We start from the raw sequence: 13,558 nt of genomic DNA on the forward strand, positions 1-13,558 counted from the left end.
TGTTATGGCCTCAATTCGATGACCGTCTTGCCGATTCTCACGGGTACGCCAAGTTCAACGGGCAGGGCCCGGGTAAGTTGCTGGTCGGCCAGGTACGTGCCGTTGGTGGAGCCCAGGTCCTCGATAAACCAGCGGCTGCCCTGCGGGAAAAGCCGCGCGTGGCGGCCGGAGGCGTAGTCGTCCTCGAGAATCAGCGTGGCTTCCTGCGCGCGGCCCAACAGGATGGGGCTGGCGGCCAAGGGGATGGTGGTTCCCTTAAGCGGGCCTTCGGTGACCACCAGTTGGTGGGCCTGCTGCCTGAGGGTCTGCGGCGGAGCCTCGGCCAGATCTGGATTCTTGCGGACCTGCCGGGCGGTCGGAGTGCCGGCGGCAGCTTTGCGGCCCACCATCAGGTCCCGGCGCATGGCCGAAACTATGCTGAAGATGAGGACCCAAAGCAGGATCAGGAAGCCAAACCGCAGCGCAGTGATGGTCAGGTCGCTCACGGGCGGCCCCCAGGGTTGGCGGGAAGCAGGCGGAAGATGATCTTAGTCCGTCCCATCGTGATGGTGGAGCCGTCGGTCAGTTCGGTGCTGTCCGCCACCTTGTGGCCATTGACGTAGCTGCCGTTAGTGGAGCCGAGGTCCACGGCGCTGGTGACACCGTTGGTGGTGCGGATCTCGAGGTGGCGGCGAGAGACGCCGGTGTCGTCAACCAGAATGTCAGCCTCGGAAGACCGGCCCAGGACGATGGATGCGGCATTGAGGGAGTAGCGCTGGCCGTCGATATCCAGAACGGGCTGCAGCCGCAGGGGCGGGCGGCCGGGGGCCGCTGGCAGGTTGGGCCTGGCTGGCGCGACGCCGGGGCCGGCTTTGGACTTCTCGGTGGAGGAGATGATCTCGAAGTCGCCGGCGCGCAGCTCCTCGGACCGGCGGAAGGAGATCCGTACCGAGCCCTGCAGGGTGTAGCCCTGGCTGCGGACGTGGTTGATGACGACGTCGCAGAGTTCTTCGGCGAGTGGTGTGCCCCATTCCTGCGCCCTCGTGAAGTCGCCATCACTGAGCTGGACGTCGAAGACGTTCGGAGCCAGGATGCGGCCGGCGGCGATCGTGAGGGCTTTGTTGTCCACCTCGCGGCGGAGGCGGCTGGCGATTTCCACAGGTTCCACCTGGGCGCGCGAACCGGTGGAGAAGACACCGCGGACGGCCTTTTCAATACCGCGCTCGACCTTGTCCAGCAATCCCATGGTCCTTCTCCTTTCCCCCCGGCTGCGGGGCAGTTTTCGTTCCGGAACTCAACCAACAACGCAGTTCAGAACCCAGTGGCCTGCCTGGCAGTGGCAGGCACTACTACATCAGATACTACTGGGCAGGCCTGTAAATGACCTTAATCCGCAACGGCCGGGCCGCTGGAAAAGCCCGTTCCGGGACCCCGGAAGGCGCACTCCCGGCGGGGAATTTGACCGCGTCCGGAGCTCAATTGGTGTTTTGCCGCCGATGTCCGTTATGCTTGATCTCGCTGCTTTTACACGGTTGCGGATCCGGTAAACCGGCCGTTATTCATGGAAAAGAAGTTGCGCGCGAGTGGCGGAACGGCAGACGCGCTGGCTTCAGGTGCCAGTGTCCGAAAGGGCGTGGGGGTTCAAATCCCCCCTCGCGCACGCAAATCCAGAAAAGCCCCGGTCTTAGGATCGGGGCTTTTCTGCGTCTAAGCTCCATCACGGGCGAAGTCCCGGGATTCGTGCCGGGTGGCAGCGGTTCTACTTCCTTAACGCCCCGAAGCCCACGATAAGGGCCTCAAGCCCCAGGCTGAACGCCTCGTCCGCAGGTTTCTCGTGCCCCTGCGCGGCGAGGCTCCGGACTGCTCCCGTGAAGCTCGGCGTCGATTCGGCCATCCGGCCGGATTCGAAAATGTCGGCGGGGGCGGTGACGTCGTAAGCGGATCCGAAGATGAATGATTCCAGGGCCACGATGGCGGACACGATCCGCTCCTCCGGGAATCCGGCTGTCCGGAATCCGGCGCTGACGGTCTCATACATGGCGAGGGTCTGGGGTGCGTCCGTCACGGGAAGTACTGCGATGACGGGAATCAAGGGCGTGTGTTCCGCGAAGACATCCCGGTAACTCCAGGCCCATTTCCGCACTGCCGACTCCCAGGGCTCCGCGGCGAACGCAGTCACGTCCACCAGGGCAGCGAGGTGGTCTTCCACGAGCAGGAGCACGTCCCGCTTGGATTCCACGTGGTTATAGAGGGCCGACGGCGCCACGTGCAGTGAGCGGGCCAGTGCGGCCATGGTGAGGCCGTCGTAGCCGTTCTTGCCGATGAGCCGCAGGGCTGCGGCGGTGATGCCCGCAAGGTCCAGGACGGCGGCGGCCGGCCGCCCCGCGCGACGTCGCGACGCACCGGTTTTCGGCGCGGGGTCGTGCTCCTGGATGCTGGGTGACTTGGCTGGTGACGCCGGCATTGCTGGCCTTTCTGCGGGCAGTATCCCCAGCATTATTCCACCGGTCTCTTCCTCGCGGGCCGCGCAACAGCTATAGTTCTACTAAATGAATGACATTCATTTAGTGGTTCGCATCACTCAAGTGACCACAGAGAGGACATCATGCTGAATCTTGACCGCGACGTTGTAATCGTCGGCGCGGGACCGTCCGGGCTCACCGCTGCCCGCGAGCTGAAGAAGGCCGGCCTCAGCGTGGCAGTGCTGGAAGCACGGGACCGCGTGGGCGGCCGGACCTGGACCGACACCATTGACGGGGCCATGTTGGAAATCGGTGGCCAGTGGGTCTCCCCGGACCAGACTGCACTGCTGGAGCTTCTGGACGAGCTCGGCCTGAAGACATACTCCCGCTACCGTGAGGGCGAATCCGTCTATGTCGGCGCCGACGGCACGAAGACCCGCTACACCGGCGATTCCTTCCCGGTCAGTGGAGCCACCGGGGCGGAAATGGACAAGCTGATCGGCATTCTGGACGTCCTCGCCGCGGAAATCGGCGCCACCGAACCCTGGGCGCACCCCAAGGCCCGTGAACTGGACACCATTTCCTTCCACCACTGGCTGCGCGCCAATTCGTCCGACGAGGAGGCGTGCAACAACATTGGCCTGTTCATTGCGGGCGGCATGCTCACCAAGCCGGCACATGCCTTCTCGGCGCTGCAGGCGGTGCTGATGGCAGCCTCCGCCGGGTCCTTCAGCCACCTCACGGATGAGAGCTTCATCCTGGACAAGCGGGTCATCGGCGGGATGCAGCAGGTGTCCCTGCTGCAGGCAGCGGAACTGGGTGCCGACGTCGTACTTAACAGTCCGGTGCGCACCGTCCACTGGGGGGACGACGGCGAAGACGGGCACCACGTCAGTGTCGTTTCGGAGCGTGCCACCGTGAATGCGCGCTTTGTGATCATGGCCGTGCCGCCGAACCTCTACGCGCGTGTCTCCTTTGACCCGCCGCTTCCGCGGCGCCAGCAGCAGATGCACCAGCACCAGTCACTGGGCCTGGTGATCAAGGTCCACGCCGTCTACAGCACGCCGTTCTGGCGTGAAGACGGACTCTCCGGCACTGGCTTCGGTGCCGGGTCGCTGGTCCAGGAGGTCTACGACAACACGAACCACGCTGATTTGCGCGGAACGCTGGTGGGCTTCATCTCGGACGAAAAGGCCGACGCCGTCTTCGAGTTGAGTGCCGCCGAACGGAAGCGCGTGGTCTTGGAGTCCATTGCCGGCTTCCTGGGGGATAAGGCCCTGGCACCAGAGGTCTACTACGAATCCGACTGGGGCTCCGAAGAATGGACCCGGGGCGCGTACGCAGCCAGCTACGATCTGGGCGGCCTGCACCGTTACGGCAAGGACCAGCACACCCCCGTGGGCCCGATCTACTGGTGCTCCTCAGACCTCGCAGCGGAGGGCTACCAGCATGTTGACGGGGCCGTCCGCATGGGCCGGCGCACGGCGGCGCGCATCGCTGCGGCGGCGGGTGTTGCAGCCAATGCGGGCGCATCCGGTGCAGAACATATGGCCGCTGTCGACTGACAGCAGCACCGGCTCCAATCCATTCAGCGTCGAATGAACTACGAGAGGCAAGGCCATGGTTCCCAAAGAAGTGACAGTACAGACAGTCAGCGGCGTGGACAAATGGCCTGGCTGAAAAGGGCCTGAGCGGGAAGGGCCTGAACGCCGGCGCGGTGGGGCTGGTGGGCGCCGTCGTGATCGGGGTTTCCTGTATCGCGCCTGCATACACGCAGCCCGCGGCGCTGGGGCCAACGGTATCGGAGGTGGGGGTTCAGCTGCCGGCGATCTTCCTGGTGGGCTTTATCCCCATGATTCTGGTGGCGTTCGGCTACCGGGAACTGAACTATGCCATCCCCGACGCCGGCACCTCGTTCACGTGGGCATCGCGCGTCTTTGGTCCGTGGATCGGTTGGATGGAAGGCTGGGGGCTGATTGCGGCCACCATCATTGTGCTGGCCGGTACGCCGATCCCAGCCGGTCCGCGACGTCCGCTACCCCGCCGCGGCCTACCGAGGCTTCCTTTATTCAGGAGCGTGGATGGGGGGAGCAATTAGGCTCTTGAGCATTTGTCGTTCTGCAACGTTCAGTCGGTCATTGAGGTTCTTTTGGGCCTCATCGATCTTTCCGGCCAGAACCAGGTCACAGAATTCCTGATGTTCGTGCAGTTCGTCGCCCATGACGTTCTCGTCAGCTTCCTGGTGTGTCATGGCGAGCCGGAGGCGTCTCATGAGCGAAGCGTGCGTCTCAGAGAGTATGCGGGATTTGAGGAAGCTGACGGTTGTTACATGGCTGAGCTTGTCGGCTTCAACGAACCCGACCACGTCACCGTTGGTCACGGCGTCCTTCATTTGGGCAATGGCGTCTTTGAGTTGAAGGAGTGCTTCCTCTGGAGCGCCGTCGGCAGCCTTCACGCCAGCTAGTTCAAGGACGCGGCGTGCTTGGTAAATCTCCCTAACGTCCTCGGGGTCCAGGGTGAGGACTTCCAGGACCCGGGAGGCAGGATTGCGAACGAGTAGCCCTTCTAGCTCCAGGGAGTTCAAGGCTTGGCGGACAGTGGCACGCGAAACGCCGAGTTCAGTTGCCACGGCATCTTCCGTGACCCGCGTTCCCGGGAGTATTTCGCGGGTCAGGATCTGCTGCCGAAGCGCCGCGGTGCTCAGCTCAGTTGCGGTCATACGTCGGATTTTGTTCACAGGGTGCTCCTACTGTCTTCGGCGGTGGCGGGTCCGTCCAGCCGGGACCCGCCACCACTTATCTAGTCACGATCCTAGGTGTTCCTGGAGCGTGGATTTATCGATTACTGTTGCCCGGGCTGGCGGGGCGCGGCCAGAACCTGGTGGGGGTAGCTGTCCAGGAGCCTGGTGGGCCGGAAACTATCGAACAGCGGCTCGGGCTCGTCAAACACTTCCGCAGCGACTGCCGATCCCAGGAACGGGGCCAGGGTCACGCCACTGTGGGTAGCAACGAGGTAAAGCCAGGGCCTGGAAGGGACGGCGCCGATGACACTTTGCCCATCAGCAGGCATTGCTCGGACTCCGACATGGAGTTCTGTGATTTGGGCGTTTTCGGTGTTTTTCAGGATGTGTTGGAGCCTGTCGATGAATTCCTTTGCCAAGTCCGATTCCAGAGCGGGGACCGAACCAACTGTCGCGGTCACATCGAGATCGAGTGCTTGCAGCAATAAACGACCACCGCCGTCGGGGCGGATGTTCAGCTTTGGGCTGGTGAGCATCCGGTCTATGGCTACGGGCAGGGGGTTTGTGACCGCAAGGTAGCCGACGGTCACATCGCCCGGCTCTTGGTACTCGGCAACAACCGGACCCAATCCCGCGGCTGCTGTGATGTCGTTTGTCCACCGTCCAACAGCGCTGATCACGTGGTCTACAACGATGTTGCTGCCGTCGCTAAGGCTGACGTTCACGCCGTCGGTCATCTCTTCGAAGGATTCCACGTTCGCTCCGATGCGCAGACGGACGCCGAGTTGTTTGGCCCGCTGGAGCTGGTGACGTATGTACAGGGTGGGGTAGCAGTGCGCTTCGTGCGGGAAGTAAACAGCAGCGCTGCAGTCCTCAGGGACGATCAGGTCAGGAACGAGTTCGTTGGCCGTTGAACTGCTGATGCCTGCTGCTTCGTACCCGAGCTGCACAAGCCGTTCCAATCGGTGTTGGAGTTCGTTGGCGTGCTCAGGCGTGGCTGCGAGTTCGATGTGACCGGTGGGCCGGAACCAGTCCGCGCCCGTGCCGGCAAGGCGGTGGTGTGCTTCGAGGCCGGCGCGGTTGAGTTCGTAGTAGCCTACGGGTTCCTTGCCATTCGAGTTTACCCATGCATATGAGGTCGAAGACGTCCCAGAGCCCGGGGCATTCTTGTCGATCAGGGTTACTTCAGCCCCACGGGCAGCTGCCTCGGCGGCGATGGACACGCCAATTATTCCCGCTCCGATTACGGCTATTTTCATTGATGGTTCCTTCTGCGGTGGTAATGCTGTGGTTTAGAGGACTTTGCTGAGGAAGGCTTGGGTGCGTTCCTCCTGGGGGTTGCTTAGAACATCTTTGGGCCGGCCGCTTTCGACAACGACGCCACCGTCCATGAAGACGACGGAGTCCGCGACTTCGCGTGCAAAACCCATCTCGTGCGTCACAACGATCATGGTCATTCCGGTGGAGGCGAGGTCATGCATGACATCCAGTACCTCCCCGACCAGTTCGGGATCCAGCGCCGAGGTGGGTTCGTCGAACAGCATGAGCTTGGGTTCCATTGCCAGCGCACGGGCGATGGCAATGCGCTGTTGTTGCCCGCCGGAGAGTGACCCGGGGTAGGCGTTGCGCTTGTCGGCAAGACCGACCCGCTCGAGCAGACGTTCGGCGCGTTCCCTAACCCTGGCCTTCGATTCCTTTTTCACGCCCACGGGCGCCTCCATGATGTTCTGGAGAACCGACATGTGCGGGAACAAGTTGAACTGTTGGAATACCATTCCCACTTCCGAGCGCATTTTCGCTATGGACTGGGGGCGGAGTTCGTGGAGAGCCCCGTTGTGTTCGCGGTAACCAACCAGGTCGCCGTCGACGGTGATGCGCCCCGCTGAGGCAGTGTCGAGGTGATTGATGAGGCGCAGGAAAGTTGACTTTCCAGATCCTGAAGGGCCGAGAAGGGTGGTTACTTCTCCGGCTTTGACTTCCAGGTTGATGCCTTTGAGTACTTCGTTGTGCCCGAAGGACTTCCATACGTTCGTTGCCTTAACCATCACTTTTGGTGTCTGGGTCATCGAGTTCTCCTAACGGGCCGGGGCATCATTGGTGCCGCGCCTTTTTTGCAGTTCAATAAATCGGCGCATGATGCTCAGACCCTGTGCACGGGTGCTTTTGTTGTAGTGGCGTTCGGTGTAGTACTGGCCGATGGTCATGAGGGTCGTGACGATCAGGTACCAAATGGATGCCGTGATCAGGAGAGGTATGGTCTGGAAGTTTTCGGCGTAGATGAGTTGGGTCGCGTAGAGCAGCTCAGGGAAGGACAGCACGCTGACCAGCGACGTCGTCTTCAGCATGGAAATGACGTTATTGGCCGTCGGCGGGACGATGACGCTCATCGCCTGGGGGAGTATTACTCGACGCAGGGTGCGCATGTTTGACATACCCAGCGCGTGTGCTGCCTCCGTCTGTCCCTTGCCGACCGAGACGATGCCTGCCCGGACGATTTCAGCCATGTAGGCGGCTTCGTTCAGTGCAAGCCCAAGGATCGCGGCTACGACGGGAGTGATCAGTGAGTTGGTGTCCGTCGAGAAGAGGGGTTCTGCTCCGGGGATGCCGAGGGCAAGCGTGGGATACAGGGCTGAGATGAAGCCCCAGAACAGCAACTGAACGAACACCGGAGTTCCGCGGAAGAACCAGATGTAGAGGCCGGCCGCCCCATAGAGCGCCGGGTTGGTGCTCAAGCGCATGACTGCCAGGATCACTCCGAGGACTACGCCCAGAAGCATGGCGATGAAGGTCAGTTGCAGGGTATTCACCAAGCCGTCAAGCACCCGGGGAGAGGCGAAGTATTCACCGACAATGGGCCAGCCGAAGTTGGGGTTCGTCGCGACGGACTGAATGACTAGAACCGCCACCAGACCCATCATTATGTAGGACGCCCAGCGGCCAGGCCGCTTGAGCTTCTTGACTTTCTCCGGGCTTCGCTGTCCGACGGAAACGTCGGGGACAGTGAGTCCGTTCATGCTTGTGTTCACGAAAGAGCTCCGTTGATTTCAGATTTTTCGATCTTGATATCGCCCAGGTTCCACTTGTTCAGGATGGATTCGTAGGTGCCGTTGCTGATCAGTTCATTGATCGCGGCGTTTATCGCTGCAGTCAGTTTGCTGTCCTTGGGAAGCGCCACGCCACCGGGGTTGGGGTTTTTCAAGAGAGGGCCCACGGACTCGAATTTTGCCGGATTCTTCTTCGCGGCATCGGCGATAGGCGGTGCGTCGGTCAGGACTCCATCGATCCTGTTGCTCTGCAGAGCGAGCTGGGCCTGCGGAGCCGTTTGGTAGACGTCGGCAGTGGGCGCGGCCTTGCCGGCGGCCTTGCAGGATTCCTCCTGGGCGGGCAGGAAGGTGGTCTGCTGTAGCGAGCCTCTGATCACGCCGATGCGTCCGCCGCATGTCTGTTCTGCGGTGAGTTCCTTGGGGTTGCCCTTGCTAATCAAGAGAAGTGTGCCGTTCCAGTAATAGGTAGCGAAGTCCACGGTCTCCTCCCGCTTCTTTGTGTCACCGATGGAAGACATGGCCATGTCCACTTTGTTTGCTGCCAGCGACGGGATCAGTGCGTCAAAGGATGTGGGAACGAGTTCAACGTCCAGGTCCAGCAGGCCGCCGATGGCTTTTGCCAGGTCAGGGTCGAGCCCAATGATGGTCTTTCCATCTGCGTCAGTGGATTCGAAGGGAGCGTAGGTCGGATCGGTACCAACGCGAATTTTTCCTGCCTGCCGGATGTTCTCGGGCACCATCGCCGCGAGCTTTGAATTCACCGCAGGGGCTGAGGACGTTGCAGACGATTGAGGAGTCGAGCCGCCGCAGGCAGTGATGGACATGACTCCGGCCGCCACTGCTGCGATGGCGATGTTGCGATATTTGGCTTGCATATTTCAGCCTATCTTCCTAGTATCAGACTGTCTGACAGTTCAAGTGTCAGACGTCACAGCCGATACGTCAAGATGCTCCCGAAAAAACACCACAAAGAGGATTGATTACCCATGCTCAAAGAAGAGATCAGGACGCCCGCAGCGCCCCTTCCGCTAGGAAGCTACTCCCAGGGGGTGCGGGTCGGGGATCACTTGTACCTGACGGGGCAATGCGGGTTCGACCCCGTTTCCCGTGAACTGGTGAGCGAGGATGCCGGCGAGCAGACGCGGCAGGCGCTGACAAACCTGCGGAGTATTATCGAGGCTGCCGGCGGAACGATGTCCAATCTCGTGACGGTCCGTGTGTATATCAGCAGCGATGACGACTGGCCGGAAGTCAACGCCGCGTACGGCGAATTCTTCGAACACCCCTTCCCCGCTCGCACCACGGTCCCTGTCGGTCTTGGCGACGGAATCAGGGTCGAAATCGACGGAATCGCTGTCTTAGCGTAGCCACGCATATCACCGATTAGGGAATTGCGACTCGTTCGTCGGTGTACGCTGGCTGAGGCTCCGTTGAGGGGCAATCTATCGACTTCATGTCAGCGGTTTGCCCGTCATAGCCGTACCTGGCACACGAACCGCCCGTTCGATGCTCCGCCCAAAACCCACCGCTTGTCGTCACATGATCCCGTAAATAGATGTCAGCCGTTGGGTAACCGCCGGTTGCCGGCGTGACCGAATAACACCCGGCATCGCCTTCTCCAATTGTCGAACCAGTTCAGTCGAACCAACTTCTGTGCCGTGAATTATCCGCGCGTATATTGCTTATTTATTTTAAGTCATGCAAAGGGTGGCCGAGCTTCTGTTTGTGACAGGAAGTCGAGGGGGTTTCTAGCCGGGCATGCTCACCGTCACTAGAAAAGAAGCATGCTTACCAATAGGCTGGCGGAGGGGAGTTTCCCCTTCGACCAGAACGAGGTGAGAGCATGACGGATACTGAGAACATCAGCAAAGTTACGGACATCATCAACGATGCGCACATCGGTATGTTGACCACCATCAACGAAGAGGGCGCCCTGGTCAGCAGGCCGCTGGCGGTCCAGGACGTGCAGGAGGACGGAGACCTCTGGTTCTTCACGGGCCGGGGCACCTCGCAGGTCTCACACATTCAGGCCGATCCGCGGGTCAATGTTTCCTTCGGCAGGCGCACCGAGTGGGTGTCGGTGGCCGGTACCGCCGAGGTGGTCACGGACCGGGCCAAGATCCACGAAATGTGGAACCAGGTAGTTGAAGCGTGGTTCCCGGACGGACCGGATACCCCGGAGGTTTGCCTGCTCCGGGTGGACTCGGAATCCGCAGAATACTGGACCAGTCCGGGCGGGACGGCCGCCACCGTCCTCCAGTGGGTTAAGTCCAAAGTGACGCACAGCCGCATGAGCGTCGGCGAAAGCGGCAAGGTGGAGCTTTAGGGACGGCAGGACTCCAGCGACGGCGACACAGTCGTTAACGTCCGACGGCGGGAAGTCCGGCGGGGATCCCGGCAGCCCGTTCCGCCGCAGCGAGGGCAAGGCCAAAGCGGACGACGGCGGGAGCGTAGCCCTGGTGCGGCACGGGCCGCAGCTGTTCCGCCTCCCTCATGGCGCGGATCAGTGCGGACGTCTCGGGCAGCCGGACGTCCGTCATGGCGGGGTAGTCGATGCAGCAGGCGGGGTCCAGCTCGTAGCGGCTCCACCGGGCCAGAAGTGCGTCATGTACAGCCTGCGCCGCGGTGTGCGCGGGCTTGTCCTGCCTTTGCTGGCGGCGGCGTTCCTGCCACGCCAGGATTTGGGGACTGCCCCAGTACGCGGCCACGCCCGCCCCTGTCCCCAGCACAGCCAGGATTGCGCCGGACCAAGGTGACGCAAGTGTGGGAATGAGGATCGCCGGGATTGCCACGGCAGACCCCATAAAAACGTCCCAGAATACGGGGTCAGGGGCGTGGACGGCAGGGTCCGGCGTCGAATGCCGGCGGACAGCCAGGACAGTGGCGGCCACGGCGCACACCAGCACTGCACCCCAGAAGCCCAGCTGCAATGCTCCAAACAGGACGGATTCTGCGAATGCCGGCACTGCGGCACCTCCCCGCGTCAGGCCCGGCCCAGGATTCCGGGTTGCTCCTTCCATTGCAACCCTTCCGGGCGCCGGGGTCAATGGCGGGACCTCCTGCGCCGGCCGTGATTCGTGCCGGAGGTTCCCGCGCCTGCCGCGGGCCGGTAGCTTGAGACCATGAGACTGAAAATGTGCAGCATCCATGTCCAGGATCCGGCCGCAGCCCATACGTTCTACATCGGGACCCTCGGGTTCGAGACGCTGATGGCGATGCCCGAGTACAACCTGTTCATCATCAAGGATCCCGGCGCCGATGCCGGGTCTGTGGGGCTGCTGCTGGAGCCCAGTGACAACCCGATCGGTGCGAACTACATGAACGCCCTCCATGAGGCCGGGATCGCGGCCATCACGTTCGGGGTTCCGGATGTGCAGGCCGAGTACAGCCGGCTGCTGGCCGCAGGCGTGACCTTCCAAGGCGAACCATCAGAGGATCCGTCCGGGATCAGTGCAGTCTTCGACGATGGCTGCGGCAACTTCGTGCAGCTGCACCAGGACTGACGTTCCCCAACGCCTATGAACGGCGCTGGCTACTCGGCCTGGGCGCGGGCCTTCTTGGCGTTCTTCTTGGCTGCCTCGTCCTTGACCCGCTGGGCTTCGGTACGGACGGTGGCGTGGGTGGAGCGCTCAGTGACCAGCCACGCCGGGGGAGCCTGCAGCAGCGCGGTGATTTCCGCCGTCGTGAGCGCTTCCTCAACACCGCCGCGGGCCAGACCGCTGATGGAGACGTTCAGCTTCTGGGCCACAACCGGGCGGGGGTGCGGGCCGTTGCGGCGGAGTTCCGCGAGCCACTCCGGCGGGTTGGTCTGGAGTTCGGCGAAATCGGCGCGGCTGATGGTTGAATCCTGGAACTCCTGCGGTGTTGCCGGTAGGTAGATGCCAAGCTTCTTGGCAACGGTGGCCGGCTTCATGGACTGGGAGTTTGCAGAGGTCATGATTCAAGGGTATCTGGCTGCCCGCCTGAAAGGCACCAATACTGCACCCGTCCCGCACCATCTCAGTACCAGTCCCGCCCCATCTCAACATCAGGTCCGGCATTGCGGGGCCGCGTGGGCGGTACTGTGAAGACGTGCCCGCAGTCAATGAATCCCCGCAGAACGCCACTCCCGACGAATCGCCGGAGCAGGAGGCGCCCCGCGTGCTCCGCTTCGCCTATGTGGCCGGCGTGACCCCGGGCAAGTGGATCCGCCGCTGGGAAGAGCGCGTGCTGGACATCCCGCTGGAGTCGTTTGTGTCCGACGACGGCGCCCAGCTTTCCGTATTGGGTGACGGTTCTGCCGACCTCAGCTTCGTGCGGCTTCCGGTGGAACGCGAGGGCCTCAATGTGATTCCCCTATATGAGGAGCAGCCCGTGGTGGTGGCGCCCAAGGGCCACGAAATTTCAGTGTTTGAGGAAGTGGCCTTGGCCGACCTGTCGGCAGAGACTTTCCTGGATGTCGCCGAAATGGGTGGCCCGGAGGCGGCCCTGCAGGTGGTGGCGTCCGGCGCTGGCCTGGTGATCCTTCCCATGTCCGTGGCCCGGCATTTCAATGTCAAGGACACTGTGGCCCGGCGGCTGACAGGTGCCCCGAGCACGGAGATCGCGCTGGCCTGGCCGAGCGATTCCACGGACGACATCATCGAGGAGTTCATCGGGATTGTCCGCGGCCGCACGGCGGCAAGTTCCCGGCAGCCTTCGGCCCAGCAGGAGAAGCCCAAGAAGGAACCGAAGCCGGACCGGCGCGGCCCCGCGGTTAAGAAACCGAAGGTGGCCCAGCGGTACGCCCCGAATCCGGACAAGGGCCGCGGCAAAGGCTCCCGCAAGAAGGGCAAGCGCTAAAGCGCTGCCCCAGGATCTGGCCTCTACTTGGTGCAGGCGTCCTGGAGGGCCTTGACGGAGTCGGCTGGAACCTGGTCGCCGGAGTCGGCGATCTGGCGCAGCGGGGTGGTGATCGTGGCGACCTGGGAGGCGCCATCGCTGACGGCCTTGTTCGCGGCGTCCTGCACCTGGCCGCAACCGTTCAGGGCAATCATGAGGGTGGCAGCGGACAGGGCGACGAGGTGAAGTTTCATCCACGCAAGACATCCACCGATGGGGTGAACTGGAGGACCTTCGGTGACGGGGTTAGTACCGCACCCAACACCAAGATCACGGGACTCCCTCGGGAAAACCGAATACCTGGTGCGGATCGCCGCGGTCAGCGAGCCCGGCACCGGAGCCTGGTTGACCACCCCGGCTACGACCAAGTAGCCCCACTTGCAGCCAGCCGGCGGCCGCTGCGACTCTGCCATTACGGAGAGGCGCGGCGGCCGTTCGCGTGTGCAGACATAACTCCGTACCCCCTCCGCCTA

At 62.4% G+C, this 13,558-nt stretch carries 16 protein-coding genes, 1 tRNA gene and 1 pseudogene; 7 read left to right on the forward strand and 11 right to left on the reverse strand.

Translation table 11 applies throughout. From position 1 onward, the window contains the following. Nucleotides 1–2 precede the first annotated feature (2 nt). Together ACQCS0_RS01300 and ACQCS0_RS01305 are read right to left on the reverse strand one after the other, a co-directional pair. Nucleotides 3–485 carry an FHA domain-containing protein FhaB/FipA gene (locus ACQCS0_RS01300; protein WP_426939988.1) on the reverse strand — a complete coding sequence of 161 codons (483 nt, stop codon included), beginning with the start codon at nt 483–485 and terminating at the stop codon, nt 3–5. Further along, entirely contained in the window at nt 482–1,225 is a 744-nt protein-coding gene (locus ACQCS0_RS01305) for a DUF3662 and FHA domain-containing protein (protein ID WP_354155929.1), read from the reverse strand. The genes ACQCS0_RS01300 and ACQCS0_RS01305 overlap by 4 nt, the downstream gene beginning before the upstream one ends. Before the next feature lie 331 nt (nt 1,226–1,556). Here ACQCS0_RS01305 and ACQCS0_RS01310 point away from each other — a divergent pair. Further along, nucleotides 1,557–1,639 (forward strand) — tRNA-Leu (locus tag ACQCS0_RS01310). A 99-nt stretch (nt 1,640–1,738) separates the two neighbouring features. Here ACQCS0_RS01310 and ACQCS0_RS01315 read toward each other — a convergent pair. Then, nucleotides 1,739–2,476, reverse strand: coding sequence for a TetR family transcriptional regulator (locus tag ACQCS0_RS01315; protein ID WP_354155930.1), 738 nt, complete (start codon nt 2,474–2,476; stop codon nt 1,739–1,741). 108 nt (nt 2,477–2,584) lie between these two features. Here ACQCS0_RS01315 and ACQCS0_RS01320 point away from each other — a divergent pair, with 108 nt between their 5' ends. Both ACQCS0_RS01320 and ACQCS0_RS01325 read left to right on the forward strand, forming a co-directional pair. Continuing rightward, the gene (locus ACQCS0_RS01320) at nt 2,585–4,006 is read left to right on the forward strand and encodes an NAD(P)/FAD-dependent oxidoreductase (protein WP_354155931.1); all 1,422 of its coding nucleotides are present in this window, start codon (nt 2,585–2,587) and stop codon (nt 4,004–4,006) included. 107 nt (nt 4,007–4,113) lie between these two features. Then, nucleotides 4,114–4,443 (forward strand): annotated as a pseudogene (locus tag ACQCS0_RS01325) (amino acid transporter); the annotation flags it as partial. A 63-nt stretch (nt 4,444–4,506) separates the two neighbouring features. On the opposite strand, the gene ACQCS0_RS01330 reads toward ACQCS0_RS01325, so the two are convergent. The 5 genes from ACQCS0_RS01330 to ACQCS0_RS01350 all read right to left on the reverse strand — a co-directional run bounded on the left by ACQCS0_RS01330 (nt 4,507) and on the right by ACQCS0_RS01350 (nt 9,100). Further along, nucleotides 4,507–5,160, reverse strand: coding sequence for a GntR family transcriptional regulator (locus ACQCS0_RS01330; protein ID WP_282337323.1), 654 nt, complete (start codon nt 5,158–5,160; stop codon nt 4,507–4,509). Between the two features lie 122 nt (nt 5,161–5,282). Further along, complete coding sequence (locus ACQCS0_RS01335) at nt 5,283–6,440, reverse strand: FAD-dependent oxidoreductase (protein WP_354155932.1); 1,158 nt, start codon at nt 6,438–6,440, stop codon at nt 5,283–5,285. Nucleotides 6,441–6,473: 33 nt separating this feature from the next. Then, complete coding sequence (locus tag ACQCS0_RS01340; RefSeq protein ID WP_282331589.1) at nt 6,474–7,247, reverse strand: amino acid ABC transporter ATP-binding protein; 774 nt, start codon at nt 7,245–7,247, stop codon at nt 6,474–6,476. A 9-nt stretch (nt 7,248–7,256) separates the two neighbouring features. Next, nucleotides 7,257–8,195 carry an amino acid ABC transporter permease gene (locus tag ACQCS0_RS01345; RefSeq protein WP_354155933.1) on the reverse strand — a complete coding sequence of 313 codons (939 nt, stop codon included), beginning with the start codon at nt 8,193–8,195 and terminating at the stop codon, nt 7,257–7,259. An 8-nt stretch (nt 8,196–8,203) separates the two neighbouring features. Next, complete coding sequence (locus ACQCS0_RS01350; RefSeq protein WP_354155934.1) at nt 8,204–9,100, reverse strand: ABC transporter substrate-binding protein; 897 nt, start codon at nt 9,098–9,100, stop codon at nt 8,204–8,206. Nucleotides 9,101–9,211: 111 nt separating this feature from the next. Here ACQCS0_RS01350 and ACQCS0_RS01355 point away from each other — a divergent pair, with 111 nt between their 5' ends. Then, nucleotides 9,212–9,592 carry a RidA family protein gene (locus tag ACQCS0_RS01355; RefSeq protein ID WP_354155935.1) on the forward strand — a complete coding sequence of 127 codons (381 nt, stop codon included), beginning with the start codon at nt 9,212–9,214 and terminating at the stop codon, nt 9,590–9,592. Nucleotides 9,593–10,068: 476 nt separating this feature from the next. Then, nucleotides 10,069–10,551, forward strand: a complete 483-nt coding sequence (locus ACQCS0_RS01360; protein WP_354155936.1) for a pyridoxamine 5'-phosphate oxidase family protein — start codon at nt 10,069–10,071, stop codon at nt 10,549–10,551. A 34-nt stretch (nt 10,552–10,585) separates the two neighbouring features. Here the strand turns inward: ACQCS0_RS01360 and ACQCS0_RS01365 are convergent, their stop codons facing one another. Next, entirely contained in the window at nt 10,586–11,191 is a 606-nt protein-coding gene (locus ACQCS0_RS01365; protein ID WP_354223829.1) for a hypothetical protein, read from the reverse strand. Nucleotides 11,192–11,347: 156 nt separating this feature from the next. On the opposite strand from ACQCS0_RS01365, the gene ACQCS0_RS01370 reads away from it, so the two are divergent. Further along, nucleotides 11,348–11,728 (forward strand): VOC family protein, encoded by a 381-nt coding sequence (locus ACQCS0_RS01370; protein ID WP_354155938.1) that lies wholly within the window; start codon nt 11,348–11,350, stop codon nt 11,726–11,728. 29 nt (nt 11,729–11,757) lie between these two features. On the opposite strand, the gene ACQCS0_RS01375 is transcribed toward ACQCS0_RS01370, so the two are convergent. Continuing rightward, nucleotides 11,758–12,162: a DUF5997 family protein gene (locus tag ACQCS0_RS01375; RefSeq protein ID WP_354155939.1), complete on the reverse strand. Its 405-nt coding sequence runs from the start codon at nt 12,160–12,162 to the stop codon at nt 11,758–11,760. Between the two features lie 134 nt (nt 12,163–12,296). On the opposite strand from ACQCS0_RS01375, the gene ACQCS0_RS01380 reads away from it, so the two are divergent. Beyond that, nucleotides 12,297–13,046: a LysR substrate-binding domain-containing protein gene (locus ACQCS0_RS01380; RefSeq protein WP_354155940.1), complete on the forward strand. Its 750-nt coding sequence runs from the start codon at nt 12,297–12,299 to the stop codon at nt 13,044–13,046. A gap of 23 nt (nt 13,047–13,069) precedes the next feature. Here ACQCS0_RS01380 and ACQCS0_RS01385 read toward each other — a convergent pair whose 3' ends face one another. Continuing rightward, nucleotides 13,070–13,279, reverse strand: a complete 210-nt coding sequence (locus tag ACQCS0_RS01385; protein ID WP_354155941.1) for a hypothetical protein — start codon at nt 13,277–13,279, stop codon at nt 13,070–13,072. Nucleotides 13,280–13,558 lie beyond the last annotated feature (279 nt).

Origin of the sequence: Pseudarthrobacter sp. S6, assembly GCF_050156575.1 — a bacterium.
GTDB lineage: Bacteria > Actinomycetota > Actinomycetes > Actinomycetales > Micrococcaceae > Arthrobacter.

What these genes read in the sequence shown, in the direction of transcription:
- ACQCS0_RS01320 (WP_354155931.1), top strand. Translation starts at nt 2,585, where the DNA reads ATGCTGAATCTTGACCGCGACGTTGTAATCGTCGGCGCGGGACCGTCC.
- ACQCS0_RS01335 (WP_354155932.1), bottom strand. Translation starts at nt 6,440, where the DNA reads ATGAAAATAGCCGTAATCGGAGCGGGAATAATTGGCGTGTCCATCGCC.
- ACQCS0_RS01360 (WP_354155936.1), top strand. Translation starts at nt 10,069, where the DNA reads ATGACGGATACTGAGAACATCAGCAAAGTTACGGACATCATCAACGAT.
- ACQCS0_RS01345 (WP_354155933.1), bottom strand. Translation starts at nt 8,195, where the DNA reads ATGAACGGACTCACTGTCCCCGACGTTTCCGTCGGACAGCGAAGCCCG.
- ACQCS0_RS01370 (WP_354155938.1), top strand. Translation starts at nt 11,348, where the DNA reads ATGAGACTGAAAATGTGCAGCATCCATGTCCAGGATCCGGCCGCAGCC.
- ACQCS0_RS01330 (WP_282337323.1), bottom strand. Translation starts at nt 5,160, where the DNA reads ATGACCGCAACTGAGCTGAGCACCGCGGCGCTTCGGCAGCAGATCCTG.
- ACQCS0_RS01350 (WP_354155934.1), bottom strand. Translation starts at nt 9,100, where the DNA reads ATGCAAGCCAAATATCGCAACATCGCCATCGCAGCAGTGGCGGCCGGA.
- ACQCS0_RS01340 (WP_282331589.1), bottom strand. Translation starts at nt 7,247, where the DNA reads ATGACCCAGACACCAAAAGTGATGGTTAAGGCAACGAACGTATGGAAG.
- ACQCS0_RS01315 (WP_354155930.1), bottom strand. Translation starts at nt 2,476, where the DNA reads ATGCTGGGGATACTGCCCGCAGAAAGGCCAGCAATGCCGGCGTCACCA.
- ACQCS0_RS01375 (WP_354155939.1), bottom strand. Translation starts at nt 12,162, where the DNA reads ATGACCTCTGCAAACTCCCAGTCCATGAAGCCGGCCACCGTTGCCAAG.
- ACQCS0_RS01355 (WP_354155935.1), top strand. Translation starts at nt 9,212, where the DNA reads ATGCTCAAAGAAGAGATCAGGACGCCCGCAGCGCCCCTTCCGCTAGGA.
- ACQCS0_RS01305 (WP_354155929.1), bottom strand. Translation starts at nt 1,225, where the DNA reads ATGGGATTGCTGGACAAGGTCGAGCGCGGTATTGAAAAGGCCGTCCGC.
- ACQCS0_RS01385 (WP_354155941.1), bottom strand. Translation starts at nt 13,279, where the DNA reads ATGAAACTTCACCTCGTCGCCCTGTCCGCTGCCACCCTCATGATTGCC.